The sequence below is a fragment of the Streptomyces sp. NPDC056883 genome (genome assembly GCF_042788835.1).
Lineage (GTDB): Bacteria > Actinomycetota > Actinomycetes > Streptomycetales > Streptomycetaceae > Streptomyces > Streptomyces stoeckheimensis.
In genome coordinates this window covers 244,878-269,521 of record NZ_JBHUBS010000013.1, presented here as the reverse complement: position 1 = coordinate 269,521, position 24,644 = coordinate 244,878, and the positions used below count along the sequence as shown (strand labels likewise).

Below are 24,644 nucleotides of genomic sequence, written 5' to 3'. Positions count from 1 at the left end.
CTGGATGTACCCATCCCCTCCGGCGTTGGAGGAGTGGGGGTGCGGGGGCCCGGCCCCCGCGAACGGTGCCGCGCGCGGCAACGGGTCCGGGGCGGAGCCCCGGGGAACGGGCGAAGGGTGGGTAGGGGACCTCGCCCCGCAGGGCCTACCCAGCCGCACCCGCCCACCGGACCCCAAGCCGGGACGGCAGGGGCGCCAGCCCCGACCGGCCACCGTCGGACGGAGTCCGGCGCAGCGACGCGAAGCCGGTAAGGCCCGCCAGGGCCGCACCGCGCGAGCGGCGCATCGAAGGGGTGACATGAAGAGATTCAGTCCGTAGGGTGCTGAATATGGATATGCACACTGTCGTGGTGGGAACGTCCGGGACCACCGCCGAAGACGTGATCGCCGTCGCCCGCGGCAACGCCCGTGTCGAGCTTTCCGGCGAGGCCGTGGCCGCGCTCGGACGGGCCCGCGAGATCGTGGACGCGCTCGCCGCGAAGCCCGAGCCCGTCTACGGGGTGTCCACCGGGTTCGGGGCGCTCGCCTCCCGGCACATCAGCCCCGAGCTGCGCGCGCAGCTCCAGCGCAACATCGTCCGCTCGCACGCCGCCGGCATGGGCCCGCGCGTCGAGCGCGAGGTCGTGCGGGCGCTGATGTTCCTGCGGCTGAAGACCGTCGCCTCCGGGCACACCGGCGTCCGGCCGTCCGTCGCGCAGACGATGGCCGACGTGCTCAACGCCGGGATCACCCCCGTCGTGCACGAGTACGGCTCGCTGGGGTGCTCCGGAGACCTCGCCCCGCTGTCCCACTGCGCGCTCGCGCTCATGGGCGAGGGTGACGCCGAGGGTCCCGACGGGACCGTCCGCCCCGCCGGGGAGCTGCTCGCCGAGGCCGGGATCGAGCCCGTCGAGCTCCGCGAGAAGGAGGGCCTGGCCCTCCTCAACGGCACCGACGGCATGCTCGGCATGCTGGTCATGGCCCTCGCCGACCTCGGCAAGCTGTACACCTCCGCCGACATCACCGCCGCGCTGACGCTGGAGGCGCTGCTCGGCACCGAGAAGGTGCTCCAGCCCGAGCTGCACGCCATCCGCCCGCACCCCGGCCAGGGTGCCTCCGCCGCCAACATGGCCGCCGTGCTGAAGGGGTCCGGGCTCACCGGGCACTTCCAGGAGGAGTCCGCCCCGCGCGTCCAGGACGCCTACTCCGTGCGCTGCGCCCCGCAGGTCGCCGGTGCGGGCCGCGACACCATGGCGCACGCCGCCCTCGTGGCGTCCAGGGAGCTGGCCGCCGCCGTCGACAACCCGGTGGTGCTGCCCGACGGGCGCGTGGAGTCCAACGGGAACTTCCACGGCGCCCCGGTCGCCTACGTGCTCGACTTCCTCGCCATCGCGGCCGCCGACCTCGGGTCGATCGCCGAGCGGCGGACCGACCGGCTGCTCGACAAGAACCGTTCGCACGGCCTGCCGCCGTTCCTCGCGGACGACGCCGGCGTGGACTCGGGGCTCATGATCGCCCAGTACACGCAGGCCGCCCTGGTGAGCGAGATGAAGCGGCTCGCGGTTCCCGCCTCCGCCGACTCGATCCCCTCCTCCGCCATGCAGGAGGACCACGTCTCGATGGGCTGGTCGGCCGCGCGCAAGCTCCGTACCGCCGTCGACAACCTCACCCGGATCGTCGCGATCGAGATGTACGCGGCCACCCGTGCCATCGAGCTGCGTCACGGGCTCACCCCGGCGCCGGCCAGCCGGGCCGCCATCGCGGCGGCGCGTGCGGCGGGTGTGGAGGGTCCCGGGCCGGACCGTTTCCTCGCGCCCGACCTGGCCGCCGCGGACGCCTTCGTTCGTTCGGGTGCACTCGTGGACGCCGTCGAGGCCGTCACCGGCCCCCTCGCCTGAGAGAGGCCTGAGATAGGGGAAAGGGTGCGGCCCCGGGGATATCCCCGGGGCCGCACCCTTTTGCGTGGAGTGCCCCGCTATGCCGTGCGCGACCGGCGTACGGAGAAGGCCACGAAGCCGGCGCCGGCGCCCAGGAAGAGCGTGCCGCCGAGCAGGTAGGGCGTGGTGTCCACGCCGCCCGTGTCGGCGAGCTCGAGGGTGGGGACGGCCGCGGAGGCGGCCTGGACCTCCGTGTTTGCGGCGGCGGGCCCGGCGGCGGGCGCGCCGGAGCCGGCCTTCGCGTGCTCGGGCGCGGTGGCGTTGGCCGAGGGGACGAACCACAGGACGGCGAGGAGGGTGGTCGCTCCGAGAGCGGTGAGTGTTGATCGACGTGCGGACACGGTGCGATCCCCCTTGTGGCAGCAGCGAATTGGCCCCGTGCGGTGATGCTACGGAAAGGGGCGGGTCGTGGGAAAGTCGGGGCCGCCACGGGATTACCCTCCGTCGTATGAACCCTTCTGAGACCTCACGATACGTACGCCTTCGAGTGGATTTGGTACTTGAAGTGCCGGACGTCGACGCGCTCACCGGAGCCGCCCTCGCGCACATCAAGGCCGACGAGTTCATGCCGGACGAGGAGCGCGGCCACGCCGAGGCGGCCGTCCGGGAGGACGAGTCGGAGGCTCTGGCCTACCTCGTGGACCCCACTGACCTGGTCGCGGAGATCCCCGGCGTGGAGCTCGCGCAGGCCTCCTGGAGCAGCGAGCCCGTGGAATACGACCCCGAGTCCATGGAGTGGGACCTCGACGAGGAAGATGGGGAGCTCGACGAAGAGACTGACAACGTCTGACGGTGGGGTTGACCACATTCGAACGGAATGGGGCAGCACCTCGGGGTGTAATGCGTTGTCAGGACGAGGCAGGGGGGTCATGCCCCCTGCCCGGGGAGTTCGGGGTTCCGGCAACGATGGAGTGGCGTGTGAGGACGGACAGCAAGCGGCGGAGAAGGTCCCTGGTGGCCATATCCGCCGTACTCGGCGGCGTACTGGTGCTGGCGGGATGCGGCGGCGGTGACGACAAGGGCGGCGACACGCCGAAGGCCAATGGGGAGGCGTCGGCCAAGTCCCAGGCGGACGTGGACGCGGCCGCGGCCAAGGACGCCTCCAAGGCCAAGATAGCCATCACGCCCAAGGACGGCGCCACCAACGTCGGCCTGAACGACGCGGCCAACGTGGCCGTCAGTGAGGGCACGCTCACCCAGGTCGAGCTGAAGAGCTCCGAGGGCACGGCGGTGCCGGGCAAGATAGCCGCCGACGGGAAGAGCTGGAAGCCGGACGGCGCGCTGAAGCGCTCCACCAAGTACGCGCTGTCGGCGACCGCGAAGGACGAGGCGGGCCGCGAGGCGCACGAGAACGCCTCCTTCACCACCGTCTCCCCGCAGAACAGCTTCGTGGGCTCCTTCATCCCGGACGAGGGCCAGACCGTCGGCGTGGGCATGCCGGTCTCGATCACCTTCGACAAGCAGATCAAGGACAAGAAGGCCGTCCAGGCGGGCATCACGGTCACCTCCAGCAGCGGCCAGGAGGTCGTGGGCCACTGGTTCAGCACGCAGCGGCTGGACTTCCGCCCGGAGAAGTACTGGCAGGCCGGTTCCACCGTCACCCTGAAGCTGGCGCTGGACGGGGTCCAGGGCGGCCCGGGCATCCAGGGCGTGCAGAGCAAGACCGTCACCTTCAAGATCGGCCGGAGCCAGGTCTCCACGGTCGACGCGAAGAGCAAGAAGATGACGGTCACCCGTGACGGCGCGGTCCTCAAGACCATCCCGATCTCGGCGGGCTCCCCGGAGAACCCGACCTACAACGGTCAGATGGTGATCTCCGAGAAGTTCAAGGAGACCCGGATGAACGGCGCCACCGTCGGCTTCACGGACGACGACGGCAAGGGCGAGTACGACATCAAGGACGTGCCGCACGCGATGCGCCTGTCCCAGTCCGGCACCTTCGTGCACGGCAACTACTGGGGACCGGACTCGGTCTTCGGCAGCGCCAACACCAGCCACGGCTGCGTCGGCCTGAACGACGCCAAGGGTGCGAACGACCCGAACCAGCCCGCGGCCTGGTTCTACGACAACTCCCTCATCGGAGACGTCGTCACGGTCGTCAACTCCCCGGACAAGACGATCAAGCCGGACAACGGCCTCAACGGCTGGAACATGAGCTGGGCGGACTGGAAGGCCGGCGCGGCCGTCTGACCCGGCGACACCACAGCTGAACCCCGCAACGGACGGCGGGGAGCCCCGGCCAGGGGGCTCCCCGCCGTCCGTTCGTGCTTCGTCCGCGTGCCGCCCTTCCGTACGCATTCCTGTGCTCCACCTGTGAGTTCGCGTTCTCATCCGGCTCTTATGGACGGCTTATCCGGCCGTCACCGGTGCTGCCTACTTTCGGCCGCATGTTCTTCACCTACCTCCGGCGCGAGCTGCGCCGCCGCAGGAAGGCGGCGCTCGTCGTCGCCTCCGGACTCGCGCTGGGCATCGCCCTCGTCATCGTCGTCACCTCCGTCTCGGCGGGCATGACGCAGGCCCAGGGCAAGGTCCTCCAGTCGCTCTACGGCCTCGGCACCGACATGACCGTCACCAAGGCCCAGACCCCGCCGGCCGAGGGCGACACCTCGGCCCGGCCCCGGTTCAGGTTCGACGCGAAGGGCGAGGGCGACGCCGGCGCCGAGGCCGAGCAGAGCAGCGACCTCGTGATGCCCCAGGGCTTCGAGACCCTCGACGCCGCGACCGTGGACAAGGTGTCCGGCCAGTCCGGCGTCGCCCGGGCCGTCGGCGGCCTCAGCCTTCAGGTGATGAAGGTCAACGGGCAGTTCAAGCGCGGCGAGTTCAAGCGCGCGGAGGGCCAGACGGGCGGTGGCACGGCCGCCAAACCGGGCGCCACCGGCGGTACGGGCGGTGCGGGCGGCACGGTCGAGGGCGGCGGCGCCGACTTCGACGTCAACTCCTTCTCCGTCTACGGCGCGGACGTCACCCGGCCCGAACTGGGCCCGCTCACCACCTCCAAGATCACCTCGGGCCGCACCTTCGCGGCCGGCGAGACCGACGCGGCCGTCGCCGTCGTCGACAGCGCCTACGCCACGAAGAACAAGCTCGCCGTCGACTCCGAAGTCACCGTCAAGGGCGCCAAGTTCAAGGTGATCGGGATCGCCACCGCCGACAGCGGCGACGCGGCCGCCAACGTCTACGTCCCGCTCAAGCAGGCCCAGACCCTCGCCGGAACCCCCGACAAGATCACCACGGTCTACGTCCAGGCCGAGGACTCCCAGGCCATCGGCTCCGTCAAGCAGGCCATCCAGAAGAACGTCCCGGACACCACCGTCACCACCTCGGCCGACCTGGCCGACACCGTCTCCGGTTCGCTCTCCACCGCCGCCTCCCTCGCCTCCACGGTCGGCACGTGGCTCTCCTACGCGGTCCTCCTCGCCGCCTTCCTCGTTGCCGGCCTGCTGACCTCCTCGGCCGTGTCCCGGCGCGTCCGCGAGTTCGGCACGCTCAAGGCGCTCGGCTGGAAGAGCGGCCGCGTCACCGGCCAGGTCGCCGGCGAGGCCCTGGTCAACGGCCTCATCGGCGGAGCGCTCGGCATCGGCCTCGGGCTCGGAGCCGCGTACGCCATCACCGCGATCAGCCCGCAGCTGACCGCGCAGCTCGCGGGCGGCGCCGGCCGGGGCCAGGGCCCGGGGGGCGGGGGCGGCGGGATGATGCGCAACGCTCAACAGGGCGCCGGCAAGGCCCTCGACATCGCGCTCACCGCACCCGTCTCGCTCTCCACCATCGGCCTGGCCGTCGCGCTCGCCGTCGCGGGCGGACTCATCGCAGGCGGCTTCGGCGGCTGGCGCGCCTCCCGGCTGAGGCCGGCGGACGCACTGCGTCGCGTCGAATAGCCCGCGCCCGCAGGTCCGTACGGCCGTTCGTGCGTCCGTGTGCGGCCGTGTGTCCGTACGTACGCCTCGTGTGCCTGCTCGCCCGTCTGCCACCCCGTCCCACCGCCCCGCAACCCGAGGGAACGAACCAGAGATGTACCAACTCACCGGTGTCACCAAGCGCTACCGGCGCGGCAAGGAAACCATCGACGCGCTCGCCGGCGTGGACCTGACCATCGAGGACGGCGGCCGGCTCGTCATCCAGGGCCCGACCGGCGGCGGCAAGTCCACCCTGCTCCAGATGCTCGGTGCCCTGGACCGCCCGACGGCGGGACAGATCGTCCTCGACGGACTCGACCTCGCCACCGTCTCCGAATCCCGGCTCACCCGGGTCCGCGCGGAGAACATCGGCTTCGTGTTCCAGTCCTTCAACCTGATCCCCACGCTCACCGCGCAGGAGAACGTGGAGACGGCCCTCGTCCCGCTCGGGCTCAAGGCCCGCGAGCGGCGCGACCGGGCCGCCGAGGCGCTGGATTCCGTAGGCCTCGGAGAGCGGATGGGGCACCTGCCCGGGGAGATGTCGGGCGGCCAGCAGCAGCGCGTGGCCATCGCCCGGGCGCTCGTGAAGCGGCCGAAGGTGCTGCTGGCCGACGAGCCGACCGGCAACCTCGACGAGTCCATGCGCGACGAGGTCATGGAACTGCTCGAAGGGCTGTGGAAGGAACACGGCCTGACCTTCGTCATGGTCACCCACGACAGCGCCCTCGCGAAGCGGGCCCCGCGGGTGGCGACGATCCGGCGGGGGAAGGTGACCGTCACCGAGAACGTCTGAGCGTTCCGGTCTAGGGTCCGGAACATGATGATCAACCGGCTCTCCGTGCCCCCGACCGACACCGAGGTCGACCACTGGTGGGCCGTCCTGGCCTCCGCCCGGACGGCCGACCTGCCGCGGTTGCCCCCGCCGTCCCGGACGGAGGTCGCCGGAGAGCTGCTGGTGACGTCGGTACGGGGCCGCACGGTGCACTGGGCCACGGAGGACGGCGTTGCCAGGCTGGTCCTGTTCACGGACGGCACCAACGACCGCACCGCGTTCCTGGACGAGCTGACGGTACGGCCGGACGCGCGGCGGCGCGGTACGGGAACGGCCCTGTGGGAGCTGGCGCGCGAGGAGCTGCTCGCGGACGGCCGGACCTCGGTCGCGGCCGAGGTGGAGCTGGGAGGTCCCGGTCAGGCGTTCGCCGAGGCCGTGGGCTTCGAGAACGTCCTGTCGATGGCCTGGTACGTGCAGGACGTACAGGAGGCGCGGTGGGTGCAGGGGGCGCAGGCCGCGAAGGAAGGGGCAGGGGCCGGGTCCCCCGCGCCCGGCTACGAGCTGCACTGCTGGCCCGGTCTGGTGCCCGACGCGTGGGCGCCGGCGGTGGCCGTCGCCCACGGGGCGATGGAGGACGCGCCGACGGGAGGGCTGGAGCAGCAGATCCAGACCTGGACCGCCGAGCGCCTGCACGCCGCCCACCGCAAGATCCTGGACCGGGGAGGCGCGCTGACCACGGTCGCCGCCGTGACCCCGGACGGCGAGGTGGCGGCCTATACGGAACTGGTCCTCCTCGACCCGGCGGGCCCGCGCGCGCTCCAGTACGACACCGTGGTCGTCCCCGCCCACCGGGGCCACGGCCTCGGCCGGGCGGTCAAGCTCCGCATGCTCGCGGAGGCGGCGACCCGCCACCCGGACCTGCGCACCATCGCCACCTCGGTGGCGGACGACAACACCCCGATGCTCGCGGTCAACGCGGCCCTCGGCTACCGGCGCGAGCGCGGGGTCGGGTACTTCCAGCTGACGCTGTAGCCGGGGGCTCGGCTGCTCTACGGGTTTACGGGGCGGATTCCTCGACGGTGCCCGGGGCGTGCTCCCGGTCCCGCTCCGGCGCGGCGGACGGCGCGGACCAGGAGGCGAGGAGGCTGAGGGCGTCGGCCGAGGGGGAGCCCGGGGCCGCGTGGTAGGTGACCAGGAACTGCGCCGGGTCGTCCGGGAAGGCCAGGGTCTCGAAGGAGAGCCGGAGCTCGCCGACCAGCGGGTGGCGCAGTCGCTTGACGCCGTGGATCTTGTTGTCGGCCACCGTGTGGGCGGCCCACAGCCGGCGGAACTCCTCGTTCTTGACGGACAGTTCGCCGACCAGCGCGGACAGCCGTTCGTCGTCCGGGAACTGCCCGGCGTACACGCGCAGATTGCTCACCACCTCGCACGCCCGGCATTCCCAGTCGGCGTACAGCTCCGCCGTCGCCGGGTCCAGGAACACCAGCCGCACCAGGTTGCGCTCCTGCGCCGGGAGGGCTCCGAAGTCGCCGAAGACGGCCGCCGCCAGCCGGTTCCAGCCGATGACGTCCTGGCGCCGCCCGACCAGGTACGCCGGTACGCCGTCCATCGCGTCCAGCAGCGTCCGCAGCTCCGGCCGGACCTGCTGGGGGCGCGGGGCCTGGCGGCGCTTGCGGGGCTTGGGGCCGGCCAGGTGGCTCAGGTGCGCACGCTCCGTGCCGTCCAGGCGCAGGGCCTGCGCGATGGCGTCGAGGATCTCCGCCGACACGTTCTGGCCGTGGCCCTGCTCCAGCCGCGTGTAGTACGCGACCGACACCCCGGCCAGCTGCGCCAGCTCCTCGCGGCGCAGGCCGGGGACCCGGCGGTGGCGCCCGTAGTCGGGCAGGCCCACGTCCTCGGGGCGCAGCCGGGCGCGCCGGGAGCGCAGGAACTCGCCGAGCTCGGCTCGCTGATCAAGGTGATCCATTACCCCAGTATCACCGCGCGGGGGTGCAGGCCGGGGGCGTGAGCCTGACCCCGCCAAGGGTAGGTTCGCCAGACCTAGGCAGGACAGGGGGATGGGTGTCCGCGGCGGGGGCGTGCAGGCTGTGAACACACAGCGGCCCCGCACTGCGGGACCGCGCCGCAGCACCGCAGGTCCCCGCACCGCAGTCTTCCGAGGAGCCCCACCGTGTCCGTCACCCAGGTCGCCGCCTACGCCGCTCCCGCGCCCAAGGCCCCGCTGGAGCGCACCACCGTCCCGCGCCGTCCGGTCGGCGCCCACGACGTACTCATCGACATCAAGTTCGCCGGCATCTGCCACTCCGACATCCACCAGGTCACCGACGGCTGGGGCGAGGGCATCTACCCCATGGTCCCGGGCCACGAGATCGCCGGTGTCGTCGCCGAGGTCGGCCCCGAGGTCACCAAGTTCGCCGTCGGCGACCGGGTGGGCGTCGGCTGCTTCGTCGACTCCTGCCGCGAGTGCGAGCAGTGCCTCGCGGGGCAGGAGCAGTACTGCGCCAAGGGCATGACCGGCACGTACAACGCCCTCGACAGGAACGGCGAGCCCACCTACGGCGGCTACTCCACGCACGTCGTCGTCGACGAGAACTACACCGTCCGCATCCCCGACGCCCTCCCCCTGGACATCGCCGCCCCGCTGCTGTGCGCCGGCATCACGCTCTACTCCCCGCTCAAGCACTGGCAGGCCGGCCCCGGCAAGCAGGTCGCGATCGTCGGCCTCGGCGGCCTCGGCCACATGGGCGTCAAGATCGCCCACGCGCTCGGCGCCGAGGTCACCGTCCTCTCGCAGACCCTGCGCAAGCAGGAGGACGGGCTCAAGCTGGGCGCCGACCACTTCTACGCCACCAGCGACGAGGCCACCTTCAAGGAGCTGGCCGGCCGCTTCGACCTGATCGTGTCCACCGTCTCCGCGCCCCTCGGCTTCGACGCCTACCTGGGCCTGCTCAAGGTGGACGGCGCCCTGGTGAACGTCGGCGCCCCGGAGGAGCCGGTCTCGCTGAACCTGTTCTCCGTCATCGGCGGCCGCAAGACCCTGGCCGGCTCGATGATCGGCGGGATCGCCGAGACGCAGGAGATGCTCGACTTCTGCGCCGAGCACGGGCTCGGATCGGAGATCGAACTGATCCGCGCCGAGGAGGTCAACGAGGCCTACGAGCGCGTCCAGGCGGGCGACGTCCGCTACCGCTTCGTCATCGACACCTCGACCATCTGACCCGACCACCGCCGCCTGACGGCGGTCCCCCGATGTCCGGCCCCCGCGTGCACGGCACCCGGGGGCCGCCGTCACACGCTTTTCATGCCCCGTGCATGGTCTCGGCGGCCCTCCGCGCGGACGATCTTCCCATCAGCCTTCAGCCACAGGGGAGTTCGAGATGTCCAGCCGCCGCCACTTCCTCGCGGGTTCCGCGGCCGCGGCCGCCGGCCTCGCGGCCCTCCCGCAGGCCGTCCAGCCCGCGCAGGCGGCCGCCGCCGGGGCGGAGGGGCCGCCGAACCTCGTGGTGATCCTGGCCGACGATCTGGGCTACGGCGACCTGGGCGCGTACGGCCAGAAGCTGATCACCACCCCGCGCATCGACCAACTGGCCGCAGAGGGACTCCGGTTCACCGACGCCTACGCGGCGGCCGCCGTCTGCGCGCCCTCCCGTGCCGCACTGCTGACCGGCCTGCACACCGGCCACGCCGCCGTCCGGGCCAACCCCTCCAGCGGCGGCCAGGGCAGCCTCGGCGCGGGCGACACCACCTTCGCGGAGGTGCTCCGGGCACGCGGCTACCGTACGGGCCTCTTCGGCAAGTGGGGCTTCGGACCGGAGGCCGGGGACCAGCCGAGCCACCCGTCCGCGCGGGGCTTCGAGGAGTTCTACGGGTACATCGACCACAGCCACGCCCACCAGTACTACCCGGCGTACCTCTGGAACGGCAACGCCAAGGAGACCGTCCCGACGGGCACCTTCGCCCCCGACGCCATCGCCGCGCGCGCCCTCGGCTTCATCGACGCCCACGCCGCCGGCCCCGCCCCCTTCCTGCTCTTCCTCACCCCGAACCTGCCGCACGCCCCGAGCGAGATCCCCGACGCGAGCGCCTACGCCGACCGGTCCTGGACGCAGGCCAACAAGTCGCACGCGGCGCAGATCAGCCTCCTCGACGCGCAGGTCGGTGCCGTCGTCGACCGGCTGAAGGCGCGGGGCGTCGCGGAGCGCACGGTCGTCCTGGTGGCCTCCGACAACGGCCCGCACGAGGAGGGCGGGGTCAACCCGGACCTCTTCGACGCCAACGGGCCGCTGCGCGGCTACAAGCGCAACCTGTACGAGGGCGGCGTACGCGTCCCCCTCGTCGCCTGGTCCCCGGGCCGGATCGCCCCCGGCACCACCAGCGCCCGCCCCACCCCGCTCTACGACCTCCTGCCCACCCTCGCCGACCTGGCGGGCGGCGCCCCGGCCCCCTCCGACATCGACGGGCTCTCGGCGGCCCCCGTCCTGAACGGCGCCCCCGCCCTGGCCCCCCTCCACAACCACCTGTACTGGTACCGCGACGAGCAGGGCGTCACCAGCCGTGCCAACACGCAGGACGGCGGCCGGGCGAAGCAGGTGGCGGAGGCCATCCGCAAGGACCGGTGGAAGGCCGTACGGTTCGCGCCCGCGCGGGACCGCACGGTGGCGGACTCCCAGTGGCAGTTCGAGCTCTACGACCTCGCGGTGGACCTCGGCGAGAAGAACGACGTGGCGGCCGCCAACCCGGCGGTGGTGGCCTCCCTCACGGCCCTGCTCCGATCCTCGTGGGCCGATGTGTACGCCCGTCGCCCCTGGGGCCTGGCCACGACCGCCTCCCCGTCCGCCGGCACGCTCACCACCACCCTGGCCAACGGAACGGCCCGCCCCTGGGCCGACGCCCGGGTCTCGCTGACCGTCCCGGCGGGCTGGACCGCGACCCCGGCGGGCCCCGTCGCGGCGGCCTCCCTCGCCGCGGGAGGGTCCCTGACGACGGTGTGGACCCTGACCGCCCCGCAGGGGGCCGCCGCCACCACCCTCACCGCGGCGGCCACGGCGGGCGGCTCCACCTTCACGGCGAAGACCCCGTACACGCCGCTGCCCGCCCCGCCCACCCAGGACAGCTACCTCAGCGACCTCCCCTGGGTCTCGGCGGCCAACGGCTGGGGCCCGGTCGAGATCGACCGCTCCAACGGCAAGCAGGCGGCGGGCGACGGCACCCCGATCGCCTTCGGCGGCGTCACGTACGCGAAGGGCCTGGGCGTGCACGCCCCGTCGGAGATCGTCTACCACCTGGGCGGCCGCGGGAACCGCTTCACGGCCCTGGTCGGCATCGACGACTTCTCGAAGAAGCAGTCGGCGTCCGGAGCCACCCGCGCGACCGTACGCGGCGACGGCCGGGTCCTCGCCACGACGGGAGTCCTGACCGGCGCCTCGGGACCGACCGCGCTGGACGTGGACGTGACGGGAATCCGGCTCCTGCACCTGGTGGTGGAGGACGCGAACGCGAACTCCGCCTTCGACCACACCTCGTGGGCGGCGGCGCGGGTGACAGTGGTCTGAGGGGCCCGGCCCGCCCCTCGGAGCGGGCCTTATGCACCAATGGCGGCGAATGATCAGGGGTGACGCCGACCTGCGCGGCGGTGGATGATGACCGGAGACTTCAGGGTTCGCGTGTGCCCGACCGTTGCAGGGGGGAAACGGCCGTGCAACCGTCGCGCGGCACCGCGTCCCCGGTCGATCCCCATCGCTTCTCCGCCGAAGGAACCCACCGCATGCGTCCTACCCGTGCGACGGTCCTGCTCACCGCGGGCCTCGTCACCCTGCTCGGCCTCCCGGCCACCGCGGCGGCCGCCGCGGACCCGGCCGACCTGTACGTGAACAACCAAGCGGGCTGCTCCGACACCGGACCCGGTTCGAAGACCGCCCCGTTCTGCCGCCTCTCCGTGGCAGCCAAGCTCGTCAAGCCGGGGCAGACGGTCCGCATCGGCACAGCCACGCCCCAGGAGGAGTCCGTCGTCATCGACCGCTCCGGGGAACCCGGTAAGCCGATCAGCTTCGTCGAGGACACGACGTCCTGGCTTTTGCATGCCGGCGTGGCGGGGGACCTGTCGATCAAGGGCGCCTCCCACGTCAGGGTGAGCGGACTGACGGTCGCCGGCAACATCCGTATCACCGACTCCACCGACATCGAGCTGGACACGGTGGACCACAGCAGCGGGCACGACACGGAACTCGTGGTCGGTGGCGCGAGCAAGGACGTACGCGTCCTGCGGGGCGCCCTGCACACCACGCGGATCGAAGGCGGGGCAGAGCGAACCCTGTTCAGCCGCAACCAGATCTTCGGATTCACCGACTCCGCGGCGGTGACGGTGCAGGACGCACCCGGCACGGTCGTCACCAACAACACGATCACCGGCCACTGCGGGACACCCCTCGCGGTCGGTGGCGGCTCGTCAGGCTCCGCGGTGTTCAACAACATCCTCGACGTGTCCTCCTACTTCGAGTGCCCGGAGCGGGTGCAGCGCACCGGTATGGAGATGGCGGCGGGCGCGGCGGTGGGCACCCGCGCCGACTACAACCTGATCGTCGGTGACGCCAAGATCACGCTGGTGGCCTACAAGTGGGCCGGCAAGAGCTACAAGGAGCCCGCACAGCTCCAGGCCGCGACCGGCCAGGGCGCCCGAGACATCCTCGTGCCCGTGCACTGGGGGGAAGGTACCCCCGAGGCGGAGTTCCCTTTCATCGATTCCGCCGACGCGACGGCGCCGGGCGCGCTGGTGCCCGACGTGATGGGCCAGCGCGCTCTTGACGACCCCTGGGTCGCGAACACCGGCAAGAACGGCGGCTTCCTCGACCGGGGCGCGTGGGAGTACCCGGACTACCTGAGCTCCGTCGGCGTGGAAGTCGACAAGCCCTGGGCTCCGGTCGGCACGAAGGTGGAGGTGCGCGCCCGCTCGGACAGCAAGTGGCCGAGCACGATGACCTACTCCGTCGACTTCGGTGACGGGACCGCCCCGGTCACCGTCAAGCAGGGAGACGGCGACCGCGCCATCACCACGCACGTGTACGGCTCACCGGGCGACTACACGGTCAAGGTGACGGCGATCAGTGTCACAGGAAAGAAGGTCACCACGGAGGAGCCCGTCAAGGTGACCACGGCCGCTCCGCTGACCGCGGCCTTCGGCGTCGACCAGCTCCTGCCCACCAGCACGCACCCGGACGCCATGGGGGTGGAACCGTTGACCGTCGTCCTCGACCCGACGAAGCTCACGGCGGCACCCTGGCCGGTGGTGAGAGCCGACGTGGAGTTCGGCGACGGCAACACGGCCCGCGCCGGCGAGCTGCGTTCCTTCGAGCACACCTACACCACGCCCGGCAGCTACGCGATGAAGCTGACCCTCGTGGACTCCAAGGGCGCGAAGTCCACGGTCGGCAGGACCGTGAAGGTCGACTACGCGCCGTCCGGGTACGTGGCCACGGAGCCGTTCCGCATCAAGGACTCGCGCACGGACGGCAAGCCCGTCGTGTCCGGCCTGCCGCTGGACGTGACCTTGCCTGCGCACCACCGGATACCGGGCCACCCCCTGTCGGGCAGCATGGCTTCGGCAGTCGTCAACGTGACCGTCACCGGAGCCACGGAGGACACCCACCTCACCGTGTGGCCCTCCGGCCAGCAGCGTCCGGCCACCTCGAACGTGAACGTCCGCGCGGGCGGCACCTCGTCGAACACGGTCACGGTTCCCGTCGGCGGGGGGTCGCTCGCGGCCCACTTGAACTCCGGCAAGGCCGACCTGATCGTGGACTTCGTCGGCTACTACCAGCCCAACGCCGGCGACCGCTTCTCCCCGCTGGCTCCGACCCGTGTCCTGGACACCCGTACGACGGGCGGTGCACTGTCCGCCGCCAAGACCCGCACGGTGAAGGTCGCGGGCGTCAACGGCATCCCGGCGGACGCCACGGCGGTCGCCCTGAACCTGACCGGTACGGGTGCCAAGGAGCAGGCGCACGTCATCGCCTACCCGGACCCGGCCAAGCGTCCGGCGACCTCGAACCTGAACGTGGAGCCGGGCAAGGACAAGTCGAACCAGGCCATCGTCCCGGTCGGCCCGAACGGCACGATCACCCTGTTCACCAACAGCGGCTCGACGCACGTGATCCTGGACGCGGTGGGCTACTACGGAAAGGACGGCAAGGCCCTCTTCACCCCGGTCGTGCCGAAGCGCCTGGCCGACACCCGCACCACGGGCAAGGTCGCCCCGGGCGCCACGACCACGGTCGCCGGCCTCCCGTCCAACGCGCTGGGCGCGGTCCTCAACGTCACCGCCACCGACACGACCGCTCCGGGCTTCCTCACCGCGTACGGCTCCGGCGGCACGCTGCCGGGCGCCAGCAGCCTGAACACGCTGCCCGGCCGCACGGTCCCGAACCACGTGACGACCCCGGTCGGCCCCGGCGGCAAGGTCAGCATCTTCAACAGCTACGGCGGCCCCAACCACGTGATCACCGACCTCCTCGGCTACTTCACGACCGGCTGACCCAGCCCCCCGGCACACGACAGAGCCCCGGTCCCCGCAACGCGCGGGGACCGGGGCTCCTTCGTCTGCGTCCTGCTCAGCCGTCGGCGCGGGCCACGCCGATCGGGCAGGAGACGCCCGTGCCGCCGATGCCGCAGTAGCCGCCCGGGTTCTTGTCGAGGTACTGCTGGTGGTACGCCTCGGCATTCCAGAAGGGGCGGTCCTCCGCCGGGAGGACGGCCGTGGTGATCGTGCCGTAGCCGGAGGCCGTCAGGACGCGCTGGTAGGCCTCGCGGGAGGCTTCGGCGGTGGCCTGGGCGGCGGGGGAGTGGGTGTAGACCGCCGAGCGGTACTGGGTGCCGACGTCGTTGCCCTGGCGGAAGCCCTGGGTGGGGTCGTGGGACTCCCAGAAGAGCTTCAGCAGGGCTTCGTAGGAGACCAGGGAGGGGTCGAAGACGACCCGGACGACCTCGGTGTGGCCGGTGCCGCCCGAGCAGACCTCTTCGTAGGTCGGGTTCTCGGTGAAGCCGCCCTGGTAGCCGGCCAGGGTGGTCCACACGCCCGGGGTCTGCCAGAACTTGCGCTCGGCGCCCCAGAAACAGCCGAGGCCGAAGTCCGCGACCTCGAGGTGGGCGGGGTACGGGCCCGCGAGGGGGTTGCCGAGCACGGTGTGCACGGCGGGCAGCCCGAAGAGCGGCTCCGCGCGGCCGGTCAGGGCTTCCTCGCGGGTGGGGAGCTCGGGCGTGCGGCGGTACGAGAACATGGATTCCCTCCTAGTGGTCTACCGATAACGGCAGAGGCGGGGCCGGGATTCCCGCCGAGGACGGCGACGAGGACGACGAGGCCGACGACGGCGTTCGCGTCAGTGCGGCAGGGTCGCCGGGGAGCCGCCGTTCGCTTCGTAGCCGGCCACCGCCAGGGCGCGGTAGATGGCGTACGAGGCGGCCGGGTCCGGGTCGGCGGACCAGGGGAGGGCGCCGACGTAGCCGTCGACGTGGCGGATCTGGTCCATCGCCTCCGCCCAGCGTTCGCCGCCGACCAGGAAGAGGATGAGCAGGTGGCGTACGTGCGCCAGCATCGGGTCGTCCGGGCGGGCGCTGTGGACCGCGTACAGGGCGCCCTCCACCGCGCGGGTCACGGACGCGCTCTGGTGGAAGCTGCGGATCAGGACGACGTCGGGGACGTGCTCGTACAGGGCGAAGAGCGGGAGCGCCGCCAGGAGCGAGCCCTGCGGGGCGCGGGCCGCCGCGTGGTGGGTGAAGGCGTCGGCCTTCTCGCGGGAGCCGTGCCACTTCTCGCACCAGTAGTTCAGCGCCGCCAGGTGCGCGCCCATGTGCTGGGGCGCCCGGTCGATGATCTTCACCCAGAGGGCGTCGTACTCGGGCTCGGAGTAGTGCAGCATGCGGGCCACGGACAGCTCGACGATGTACGGGATCGGGTCGCCGGGGGCCAGCAGCGCGGCCTTGTTGCAGGACTCCCTGGCCTCCTCCGCGACGATGCGGACATCCGCCTCGCTCATGCCCTCGGGCCGCCGCCACATCTGCTGCGCCAGCAGCTCGGCGTGCACCTGTGCACCGCCCGCGTCCTTCGGGGCCTCCAGCCGCCAGGCCTTCAGCCACGCCGCCCCGGCCCCGGGCTCCTGGGAGAGTTCCAGCGCCGCCGAGCCGGCGAAGGCCTGGACGCGCTGCCAGCGCACCTCGCCCTCCCGGGAGGTGCCGGCCAGCAGCTGGGAGGCGGCCTGCCACTGGCCGGTCCGCCGTACGTGGTCGAGGGCGTCCATCAGGTCCTGGTCGGGGCCGGGGACCCGGATGTCGAGCTCCTCCTGGAGGGCGAATCCGTAGTCCGCCGGGTCGGCGGCGTCCGGGCTCCCGGGTGCGACCAGGCGCAGTCCGCCGCGCCTGCGCCGCAGGATCGGTGAGAGGGCGGCGAAGAGCAGACCCATCGCGAGCAGGAACCACAGAATCTCCATCCCCCCAGCGAACCAGACGGACCGGCCCGAAAGCCAATAGGAGGCAAAGGAGGAGGCGAAGGAGGGGCGAAGGAGGGGGCGAAGGAGGGGGCGAAGGCGGAGCCCGGAGAGGGTGGCGGGATCGCGTTCATGCCGCGTTCACGCCCGGTCCGCGCCGGGCCCGGACGGGGCATAGCATCGGGCCATGAGCGACGACAGCCACGAGCACCAGAGCTTCGAGACCCGCGCCATCCACGCGGGCAATACGGCGGACCCGCTGACCGGCGCGGTCGTGCCCCCGATCTACCAGGTGTCCACGTACAAGCAGGACGGCGTCGGCGGACTGCGCGGCGGCTACGAGTACAGCCGCAGCGGCAACCCGACCCGTACCGCGCTGGAGGAGAACCTCGCGGCGCTGGAGGGCGGCCGGCGCGGCCTCGCCTTCGCGTCCGGGCTCGCCGCCGAGGACTGCCTGCTGCGTACGCTGCTCTCCCCGGGCGACCACGTGGTCATCCCGAACGACGCGTACGGCGGCACCTTCCGCCTCTTCGCCAAGGTCGTCTCCCGCTGGGGCGTCGAGTGGTCGGTCGCCGACACCTCCGACCCGGCGTCGGTGCGCGCGGCGATCACCCCGAAGACCAAGGTCATCTGGGTCGAGACCCCCTCCAACCCGCTGCTCGGCATCACGGACATCGCCGTCGTCGCCGACATCGCGCGGACCGCCGGCGCCAAGCTGGTCGTGGACAACACCTTCGCGTCCCCCTACCTGCAGCAGCCCCTCGCGCTCGGCGCGGACGTGGTCGTGCACTCGCTGACCAAGTACATGGGCGGCCACTCCGACGTCGTCGGCGGTGCGCTCGTCGCCGCGGACGCGGCGCTGGGCGAGGAGCTGGCCTACCACCAGAACGCCATGGGCGCGGTGGCCGGTCCCTTCGACTCGTGGCTGGTGCTGCGCGGCATCAAGACGCTGGCCGTCCGCATGGACCGGCACGCGGAGAACGCGGGCAAGATCGCCGAGATGCTGTCCCGCCACCCCAAGGTCCACACGGTCCTCTACCCGGGCCTGCCCGAACATCCGGGCCACGAGATCGCCGCCAAGCAGATGCGCAACTTCGGCGGCATGATCTCCTTCCGCGTCACCGGCGGCGAGGAGGAGGCCGTCGCGATCTGCGACCGGACCAAGATCTTCACCCTGGGCGAGTCCCTCGGCGGCGTCGAGTCCCTCATCGAGCACCCGGGCCGCATGACCCACGCCTCGGTGGCCGGCTCGGCCCTGGAGGTCCCGGGCGACCTGGTCCGCCTGTCGGTGGGCATCGAGAACGCCGACGACCTACTGGCCGACCTCGCGCAGGCGCTGGGTTAGCCGACCGGCAGGAGCAGGGTTTTCCACCGGGTCTCCCCGTCCCCGTTGTCACCAGGGCGGGGAGACCTCGCTCGACGGGGTCGACCAGGCGCCGGTGAGCGAGGCCCACACCACGAAGGCCACCACCGCCGCCCACACCAGGCTCCAGCCGATCCGCCGCAGGGCCCTGCGGCGGCGGAGCAGCCGGTCGCCGCGTGCCGCCGCGCCCGCCGCGAGATCGGGCGGCACCGCCGGGTACGGGCCCTCCAGTAGTCGCTTGACCCGGGCTTCCCGGGGATCGGGACTCATGCCGCCTCCTTGCGGCGGGCGTCCGGCCGGGCGCCGGGGGCGGCGCCGGGGCGGGAGCCCAGCTCGGCGACGGCCCGGTCGCACAGGGTCCGTACCCGCTCGGGCGTCAGCCCCAGCTGCGCGGCCGTGACCTCCTCCGCGACCCCTTCGTAGAGCCGCAGCACCACGACGAGCCGCTCCAGCGGTCCCAGCGGCCCCAGTACCCCGCTGCCCCCGTGGTGGCGGCGGCCGGTACGGGCGAAGGCGGCGCACAGCTCCTGGCGGGTGTGGTCGTACGGGTCGTCCCCGCGCAGCCTGCGCCAGTCCGCGTACGTACGGGCCAGCGCGCCGCCGAGCAGTCTGCGCGCGGCGGGGGCTTCGGCCGCGGCGGTGGCGTCGGAAGGGGCCGGGGTGTCGGACGGGGCCGGGGTGTCGGCCGCGGTCGTCGCGGGCTCCGCCGTCAGCAGGATCGCGACGCGCAGGAGCCGCCCCGCCGCGCCCGCGACGAAGGCTTCGAACTCCGCGTAGGGGCCCGGCCCGTGGTCCACAGTCCACATAGTGCGGCCGGAGGGACCGCCTCGGAAGGGGTCGGGCGTCAGTCGGACTTCAGCCGGGCCGGAGCAGGGCTTCGGCCGGGCTTCAGCCGGACCTCAGGAGGCGGGGCCGGCCTCGGATCCGGGCTCGGAGCCGGCCGACATCAGCTCGGACAGCGAGACGTTGAAACGGGTCAGCAGACCGGTGAACGCCTCGCGCTCCTCCTGGTCCCAGCCGTCCGTCACCCGGGCCATCAGCTCGCGCCGCGAGGAGCGGACTTCCTCCAGTCGCGCCAGCCCGCGCGGGGACAGCGCGAGCACCACGGCCCGGCCGTCCTCGGGGTGCGAGGTCCGCTTGACCAGGCCGCTGTCGACGAGCGGGGCGACCTGGCGGGTGACGGTGGAGGAGTCGATGCCCATGCCGCCGGCGAGCGCCTTGACGCCCATCGGGCCTTCGAGGTCGAGCCGGTTCAGCAGCAGGTACGCGGCCCGGTCCATGGAGTTGCGGGCCTGGCCGACCCCGCCCAGGCGGGTCTGCTCGGCGCGTCGGGCGAAGACCGCCACCTGGTGCTGGAGCGCGTCGAGGAGACCGGCTTCGGCGGGCGCGCCGGCCGGCGCGGGCAGGTCGGAACTGGCCGGGGTGGAGGGCATGGCCGTGGGCTCTCTTCGCATGGGGCCGACAAGGATGGGGGACAGAGTACGCGGCCGTGCGACGGCTCGTACTCCTCGTACAAGAACTGATACGGCAGCGGTGAAACGGCGACTACGAGCCGTCCCGCATGGCGAGATACCACCGATCCGGTGCGGGTCCCGTCCGGCGTCCGCCCCTCCCCGCTCACCCGTCCCGCCCAGCGCAGCGCAGCGCGCGACGGACCGGCTGCGAGACTGGCCGCATGAACTACCGCGTGCCGCAGCCCGTCCCGCAGGTCATCCTCGACGACATCCGGGGGGCCCAGAAGATGCTCTCCGGCGTCTCCCGGGTGACGGCGATGGAGGGCAGCCGGTACCTCTCCTCGCTCACCGGCTCCCCGGTCCACTTCAAGTGCGAGAACCTCCAGCGCACCGGCTCCTTCAAGCTGCGCGGGGCGTACGTGCGCATCGCGGGCCTGCGCCCCGAGCAGCGGGCGGCCGGGGTAGTCGCCGCGAGCGCGGGCAACCACGCCCAGGGCGTGGCTCTGGCCTCCTCCCTCCTCGGGGTCCGCTCGACCGTGTTCATGCCGGTCGGGGCGCCCCTGCCGAAGGTGGCCGCGACCCAGGACTACGGCGCCGAGGTGCGGATGCACGGGCAGGTCGTGGACGAGACGCTGGCCGCGGCCCAGGAGTACGCGGACCGGACGGGCGCGGTGTTCATCCACCCCTTCGACCACCGCGACATCATCGCGGGCCAGGGCACGGTCGGCCTGGAGATCCTGGAGCAGTGCCCCGAGGTGCGCACCATCCTGGTCGGCATCGGCGGCGGCGGGCTCGCCGCCGGGGTGGCGGTCGCGGTGAAGGCGCTGCGCCCCGACGTCCGGGTGATCGGAGTCCAGGCCGCGGGCGCGGCCGCGTACCCGCCCTCGCTGAAGGTCGGGCACCCGGTGTCCATCGACAACCCGAACACGATGGCGGACGGCATCAAGGTGGGCCGGCCCGGCGACGTCCCCTTCAAAATCATTGGCGAGCTGCTCGACGACGTCCGTACGGTGTCCGAAGACGCGCTCTCCAGCGCGCTGTTGCTCTGCCTGGAGCGGGCGAAGCTGGTGGTCGAGCCGGCCGGGTGCAGCCCGGTGGCCGCGCTGCTGAGCGAGCCCGAACTGTACGGCGACGGCCCGGTGGTGGCCGTGCTGTCCGGCGGCAACATCGACCCGCTGCTCCTGCAGCGGATCCTGCGCCACGGCATGGCGGCGGCCGGCCGCTACCTGTCGCTGCGGCTGCGGGTGACCGACCGGCCGGGGGCGCTGGCCGGTCTGCTGGGGGAGTTGTCAGTGGTGGATGCGAACGTGTTGGACGTGAGCCACGTCCGGACGGACCCGCGGCTGGGGCTCACGGAGGTGGAGGTGGAGCTGCACCTGGAGACGAAGGGGCCGAAGCACTGCGCGGAAGTCGCGCGGGCGCTGCACGGCGCGGGGTACAAGGTCATGGGTTAGCAAGGCGAAGAGCTGACGCGATACTCCCCGTCCCGGTGGCGAGACGCGATATGACGCGATACGGTGTCGCCCGTTCGGCCGAGCGAGGTCGGCTCGGCGCCCATAGGATTCGCGTAGGAATGTCACGATTCAGCCGGTTCGATTTGCACGGGGAGTATCCATATGCCAGGCGCCATCTACGCCGAAGGTCTGGTCAAGACCTTCGGCGACGTAAGGGCTCTGGACGGCGTTGACCTCGATGTACCCGAAGGCACGGTCCTCGGTCTGCTCGGCCCCAACGGCGCGGGCAAGACCACGACCGTCCGCGTCCTGACCACCCTCCTCCAGCCCGACAGCGGCAAGGCGGTCGTGGCCGGGATAGACGTCCTCAAGCACCCCAACGAAGTCCGGCGCTCGATCGGCCTCTCCGGCCAGTTCGCCGCCGTCGACGAATACCTCACCGGCCGAGAAAACCTCCAAATGGTCGGCCAGCTCTACCAGATGGGCGCCAAGGCGGCGAAGGCCCGGGCCGCCGAACTGCTGGAGCGCTTCAACCTCGGCGACGCCGCCGACCGCACCGCCAAGACGTACTCCGGCGGCATGCGCAGGCGCCTCGACCTCGCGGCGGCCCTCGTCGTCAGCCCGCCCGTGATGTTCATGGACGAGCCCACCACCGGCCTCGACCCGCGCAACCGCCAGGCCCTGTGGGCCATCATCCAGGAGCTCGTCGCCGGCGGCACCACCCTGCTGCTCACCACGCAGTACCTGGAGGAGGCCGACCACCTCGCGCACGACATCTGCGTGGTCGACCACGGCCGGGTCATCGCGCGCGGCACCTCCGACCAGCTCAAGGCCCAGACGGGCGGCGAGCGCGTCGAGGTTGTCGTGCACGAGCGCGAGCACATAGCCACCGCCCGCGAGGTGCTCACCGGCTTCGGCAAGGGCGAGACCACCGTCGAGGAGCACACCCGCAAGCTGACCGTTCCGGTCTCCGGCGGCGCCAAGCTGCTCGCCGAGGTCATCCGCGAACTCGACGGACGCGGCATCGAGATCGACGACATCGGCCTGCGCCGTCCCACCCTGGACGACGTGTTCATCTCCCTGACCGGCCACGCGGCTGAGCGGGGCGCCGAGGAGAACGGCGAGGCACCCGTCGACGGGAAGGCCGCGAAGGCCGCCAAGTCGAAGGCCGACCGCAAGGACCCCAAGGAGGTGGCGAAGTGACCCTCACCTCCACGACCCCGGAGCTGGCGGCGCCCCGCCCGCGCGGCGGCATCGTCCAGGGGATCAACGACTCCCTGGTCATGGCCAAGCGCAATCTGATCCGCATGTCCCGCATCCCCGAGATGGTCATCTTCGGGCTGATCCAGCCGATCATGTTCGTCGTGCTGTTCAGCTACGTCTTCGGCGGCTCGATGATGATCGACGGCTCGACCAGCGCCGCCGACTACCGGAACTTCCTGATGGCCGGCATCTTCGCGCAGACCGTCACCTTCGCCACCGCGGGAGCCGGCGCGGGCATCGCCGACGACATGCACAAGGGCCTGATCGACCGCTTCCGGTCGCTGCCGATGGCCCGCGGCGCGGTCCTCACCGGCCGCACCCTGGCCGACCTCGTGCAGACCGCCCTGACCATGGTCGTCCTGGCGATCGTGGCGCTCCTCGTGGGCTGGCGCATCCACGAGGGCGTGCCGAAGGCCCTGGCGGGCTTCCTCCTGCTCCTGCTCCTGGGCTACGCCTTCTCCTGGATCGGCGCCCTGATCGGGCTGTCGGTACGGACCCCGGAGGCGGCCACCTCGGGCGGACTGATCTGGCTGTTCCCGGTCACGTTCATCTCCAACGCGTTCGTGCCCACCGCGAACATGGCGAGCTGGCTCCAGCCCATCGCGGAGTGGAACCCGTTCAGCGCGACCGTCCAGGCCTGCCGCGAACTCTTCGGCAACCCGGGTGTGTCGCCGTCCGACGCCTGGCCGATGCAGCACCCGGTGTGGGCCTCGCTGCTCTGGTCCGTCGTGATCATCGTGGTGTTCCGGACCCTGGCCGTACGCAAGTACCGCTCGGCGACGGCGTAGGCATCGCCCCGCAGGACAACGCACGACGCACCACGCACGACGCACCACGCACGACGCCCCGCCGAGCTGCTGCTCGGCGGGGCGTCGCGCTGAAAAGAAGGGGGGTGATCAGCCGTTGAAGGGCTTGACGTCGAGGATCTTGACCGACGCCTGCTTGCCGTTCGGCAGCTCGTACTGGGCGTCCTCGCCGATCTTCTTGCCCAGCACGCCGGAGCCCAGCGGGGACTGCGGGGAGTAGGTCTCGAAGTCCGAGGACGCGTACTCGCGCGAGGCCAGCAGGAACTCCATGGTGTCGCTCTCGTCGCCGTCGAAGGCGATCTTGACCAGGGTGCCGGGGGCCACCTCGCCCTCGGAGGCGGGGGCCGTGCCGACCTTGGCCTTCTCGAGCAGCTGCGTGAGCTGGCGGATGCGCAGCTCCTGCTTGCCCTGCTCCTCCTTGGCCGCGTGGTAACCGCCGTTCTCACGGAGGTCACCCTCCTCGCGGGCCGCCGCGATCTTGATCGTGATCTCCGACCGTGCGGGACCAGAGAGGTACTCCAGCTCGGCCTTCAGCTGGTCGTACGCCGCCTGGGTCAGCCAGGTGACGCTCTCGCTCGTCTGGGTCACGGGTGCTCCTCGTCGGTACAGGGACTACAAAGCCGCCAGCGGCGGACGAAACCACGAGCCTAACAATTCGGGAAGAAAAGGGGGAGGACGCCAAGTGTGTGAACTGCGTCCGATCACACCTCGGGCATGCCCCGGGCACACCTCGGGCACACCTCGGGCCGAGCCTCGGATCAGCTCGCGGAACCGGCCGGACGGCAGCCGATGATTTCGATCATGGTGGCGCGGCCGGTGGTCTTCAGCGTGACCATCTCGTCCACGCGCCCGCTCTTCTGCGCGAAGGTGAAGTCGGCACGGCCCACCTCACCGTGCGCCTCGTCCTGCGAGCTCAGCGTGCACACCCCGGTGACCGAGGCCTCCTTGCGCACCTCCAGGTGCACCTCGACCGCGGAGTCGGAGACGACCTTGTACTTGATGAGCTCGGCGCTCACGCTCTGCCCGGCCACGTAGTCCCAGCCGATCCAGCCGACCACACCCAGCAGCGCGACCCCGAGGACGGAACCGACGACCTTGAGCCTGCGATCGGTACGCTCATCCGCCGACCGGCCGTAGCGGCCCTCGGGCAGCTCTTCGCGCACCGCGCTCATCGATCGTTCCCTTCGAGGTGGCCGAACACCGGGATCCCGGGGTGACCCCCCGGAATTTTTCCACCGTCCGATTCGGTCA

22 protein-coding genes are annotated in these 24,644 nt (G+C 71.9%); 13 read left to right on the top strand and 9 right to left on the bottom strand.

Going from position 1 to position 24,644, the window contains the following annotated elements:
• Nucleotides 1-335: 335 nt before the first annotated feature.
• Nucleotides 336-1,877: a histidine ammonia-lyase gene (gene hutH / locus ACFRU2_RS28770; RefSeq protein ID WP_382977320.1), complete on the top strand. Its 1,542-nt coding sequence runs from the start codon at nt 336-338 to the stop codon at nt 1,875-1,877.
• Between the two features lie 77 nt (nt 1,878-1,954).
• Here hutH and ACFRU2_RS28765 read toward each other — a convergent pair whose 3' ends face one another.
• Nucleotides 1,955-2,257: a hypothetical protein gene (locus tag ACFRU2_RS28765; protein ID WP_382977283.1), complete on the bottom strand. Its 303-nt coding sequence runs from the start codon at nt 2,255-2,257 to the stop codon at nt 1,955-1,957.
• Nucleotides 2,258-2,421: 164 nt separating this feature from the next.
• On the opposite strand from ACFRU2_RS28765, the gene ACFRU2_RS28760 reads away from it, so the two are divergent.
• The 5 genes from ACFRU2_RS28760 to ACFRU2_RS28740 all read left to right on the top strand — a co-directional run bounded on the left by ACFRU2_RS28760 (nt 2,422) and on the right by ACFRU2_RS28740 (nt 7,613).
• On the top strand, nt 2,422-2,706 hold the full coding sequence (locus tag ACFRU2_RS28760) for a hypothetical protein (protein ID WP_250751624.1): 285 nt from the start codon (nt 2,422-2,424) through the stop codon (nt 2,704-2,706).
• A 116-nt stretch (nt 2,707-2,822) separates the two neighbouring features.
• Nucleotides 2,823-4,106, top strand: coding sequence for an Ig-like domain-containing protein (locus ACFRU2_RS28755; RefSeq protein WP_382977280.1), 1,284 nt, complete (start codon nt 2,823-2,825; stop codon nt 4,104-4,106).
• Between the two features lie 197 nt (nt 4,107-4,303).
• Entirely contained in the window at nt 4,304-5,791 is a 1,488-nt protein-coding gene (locus ACFRU2_RS28750) for an ABC transporter permease (protein ID WP_382977278.1), read from the top strand.
• A 133-nt stretch (nt 5,792-5,924) separates the two neighbouring features.
• Nucleotides 5,925-6,602, top strand: a complete 678-nt coding sequence (locus tag ACFRU2_RS28745; RefSeq protein ID WP_382977275.1) for an ABC transporter ATP-binding protein — start codon at nt 5,925-5,927, stop codon at nt 6,600-6,602.
• A 24-nt stretch (nt 6,603-6,626) separates the two neighbouring features.
• On the top strand, nt 6,627-7,613 hold the full coding sequence (locus ACFRU2_RS28740; protein WP_382977272.1) for a GNAT family N-acetyltransferase: 987 nt from the start codon (nt 6,627-6,629) through the stop codon (nt 7,611-7,613).
• 25 nt (nt 7,614-7,638) lie between these two features.
• Here ACFRU2_RS28740 and ACFRU2_RS28735 read toward each other — a convergent pair whose 3' ends face one another.
• The gene (locus ACFRU2_RS28735; protein ID WP_382977269.1) at nt 7,639-8,547 is read right to left on the bottom strand and encodes a helix-turn-helix transcriptional regulator; all 909 of its coding nucleotides are present in this window, start codon (nt 8,545-8,547) and stop codon (nt 7,639-7,641) included.
• A 204-nt stretch (nt 8,548-8,751) separates the two neighbouring features.
• Between ACFRU2_RS28735 and ACFRU2_RS28730 the strand changes: the two genes are divergently transcribed.
• The 3 genes from ACFRU2_RS28730 (at nt 8,752) to ACFRU2_RS28720 (ending at nt 15,108) form a co-directional block, all read left to right on the top strand.
• Nucleotides 8,752-9,798 carry an NAD(P)-dependent alcohol dehydrogenase gene (locus tag ACFRU2_RS28730; protein WP_382977266.1) on the top strand — a complete coding sequence of 349 codons (1,047 nt, stop codon included), beginning with the start codon at nt 8,752-8,754 and terminating at the stop codon, nt 9,796-9,798.
• A gap of 160 nt (nt 9,799-9,958) precedes the next feature.
• On the top strand, nt 9,959-12,133 hold the full coding sequence (locus ACFRU2_RS28725) for a sulfatase-like hydrolase/transferase (protein WP_382977263.1): 2,175 nt from the start codon (nt 9,959-9,961) through the stop codon (nt 12,131-12,133).
• A 212-nt stretch (nt 12,134-12,345) separates the two neighbouring features.
• Entirely contained in the window at nt 12,346-15,108 is a 2,763-nt protein-coding gene (locus ACFRU2_RS28720) for a PKD domain-containing protein (protein ID WP_382977260.1), read from the top strand.
• A 76-nt stretch (nt 15,109-15,184) separates the two neighbouring features.
• On the opposite strand, the gene msrA is transcribed toward ACFRU2_RS28720, so the two are convergent.
• Together msrA and ACFRU2_RS28710 are read right to left on the bottom strand one after the other, a co-directional pair.
• Entirely contained in the window at nt 15,185-15,850 is a 666-nt protein-coding gene (gene msrA, locus ACFRU2_RS28715; protein ID WP_382977257.1) for a peptide-methionine (S)-S-oxide reductase MsrA, read from the bottom strand.
• A gap of 99 nt (nt 15,851-15,949) precedes the next feature.
• Nucleotides 15,950-17,056, bottom strand: a complete 1,107-nt coding sequence (locus tag ACFRU2_RS28710; protein WP_382977254.1) for a hypothetical protein — start codon at nt 17,054-17,056, stop codon at nt 15,950-15,952.
• A 184-nt stretch (nt 17,057-17,240) separates the two neighbouring features.
• Between ACFRU2_RS28710 and ACFRU2_RS28705 the strand changes: the two genes are divergently transcribed.
• Nucleotides 17,241-18,398: a cystathionine gamma-synthase gene (locus ACFRU2_RS28705; RefSeq protein ID WP_250751601.1), complete on the top strand. Its 1,158-nt coding sequence runs from the start codon at nt 17,241-17,243 to the stop codon at nt 18,396-18,398.
• 48 nt (nt 18,399-18,446) lie between these two features.
• Here ACFRU2_RS28705 and ACFRU2_RS28700 read toward each other — a convergent pair whose 3' ends face one another.
• The 3 genes from ACFRU2_RS28700 to ACFRU2_RS28690 all read right to left on the bottom strand — a co-directional run bounded on the left by ACFRU2_RS28700 (nt 18,447) and on the right by ACFRU2_RS28690 (nt 19,849).
• Nucleotides 18,447-18,686 (bottom strand): hypothetical protein, encoded by a 240-nt coding sequence (locus tag ACFRU2_RS28700; protein WP_382977251.1) that lies wholly within the window; start codon nt 18,684-18,686, stop codon nt 18,447-18,449.
• Nucleotides 18,683-19,213 carry an RNA polymerase gene (locus ACFRU2_RS28695; RefSeq protein ID WP_382977249.1) on the bottom strand — a complete coding sequence of 177 codons (531 nt, stop codon included), beginning with the start codon at nt 19,211-19,213 and terminating at the stop codon, nt 18,683-18,685. The genes ACFRU2_RS28700 and ACFRU2_RS28695 overlap by 4 nt, the downstream gene beginning before the upstream one ends.
• A 102-nt stretch (nt 19,214-19,315) precedes the next feature.
• Nucleotides 19,316-19,849 (bottom strand): MarR family winged helix-turn-helix transcriptional regulator, encoded by a 534-nt coding sequence (locus tag ACFRU2_RS28690; RefSeq protein WP_250751631.1) that lies wholly within the window; start codon nt 19,847-19,849, stop codon nt 19,316-19,318.
• Between the two features lie 242 nt (nt 19,850-20,091).
• Here ACFRU2_RS28690 and ilvA point away from each other — a divergent pair, with 242 nt between their 5' ends.
• The 3 genes from ilvA (at nt 20,092) to ACFRU2_RS28675 (ending at nt 23,375) form a co-directional block, all read left to right on the top strand.
• A complete protein-coding gene (gene ilvA / locus ACFRU2_RS28685) occupies nt 20,092-21,324 on the top strand; it encodes a threonine ammonia-lyase (RefSeq protein ID WP_382977246.1) in 1,233 nt (410 codons plus the stop codon).
• 162 nt (nt 21,325-21,486) lie between these two features.
• Complete coding sequence (locus tag ACFRU2_RS28680; RefSeq protein ID WP_382977243.1) at nt 21,487-22,527, top strand: ATP-binding cassette domain-containing protein; 1,041 nt, start codon at nt 21,487-21,489, stop codon at nt 22,525-22,527.
• Nucleotides 22,524-23,375, top strand: a complete 852-nt coding sequence (locus ACFRU2_RS28675) for an ABC transporter permease (RefSeq protein ID WP_382977240.1) — start codon at nt 22,524-22,526, stop codon at nt 23,373-23,375. The genes ACFRU2_RS28680 and ACFRU2_RS28675 overlap by 4 nt, the downstream gene beginning before the upstream one ends.
• Nucleotides 23,376-23,483: 108 nt before the next feature.
• Here ACFRU2_RS28675 and greA read toward each other — a convergent pair whose 3' ends face one another.
• Both greA and ACFRU2_RS28665 read right to left on the bottom strand, forming a co-directional pair.
• Entirely contained in the window at nt 23,484-23,981 is a 498-nt protein-coding gene (greA, locus tag ACFRU2_RS28670; protein ID WP_382977238.1) for a transcription elongation factor GreA, read from the bottom strand.
• Nucleotides 23,982-24,151: 170 nt separating this feature from the next.
• On the bottom strand, nt 24,152-24,565 hold the full coding sequence (locus tag ACFRU2_RS28665) for a DUF4307 domain-containing protein (RefSeq protein WP_382977235.1): 414 nt from the start codon (nt 24,563-24,565) through the stop codon (nt 24,152-24,154).
• Nucleotides 24,566-24,644 lie beyond the last annotated feature (79 nt).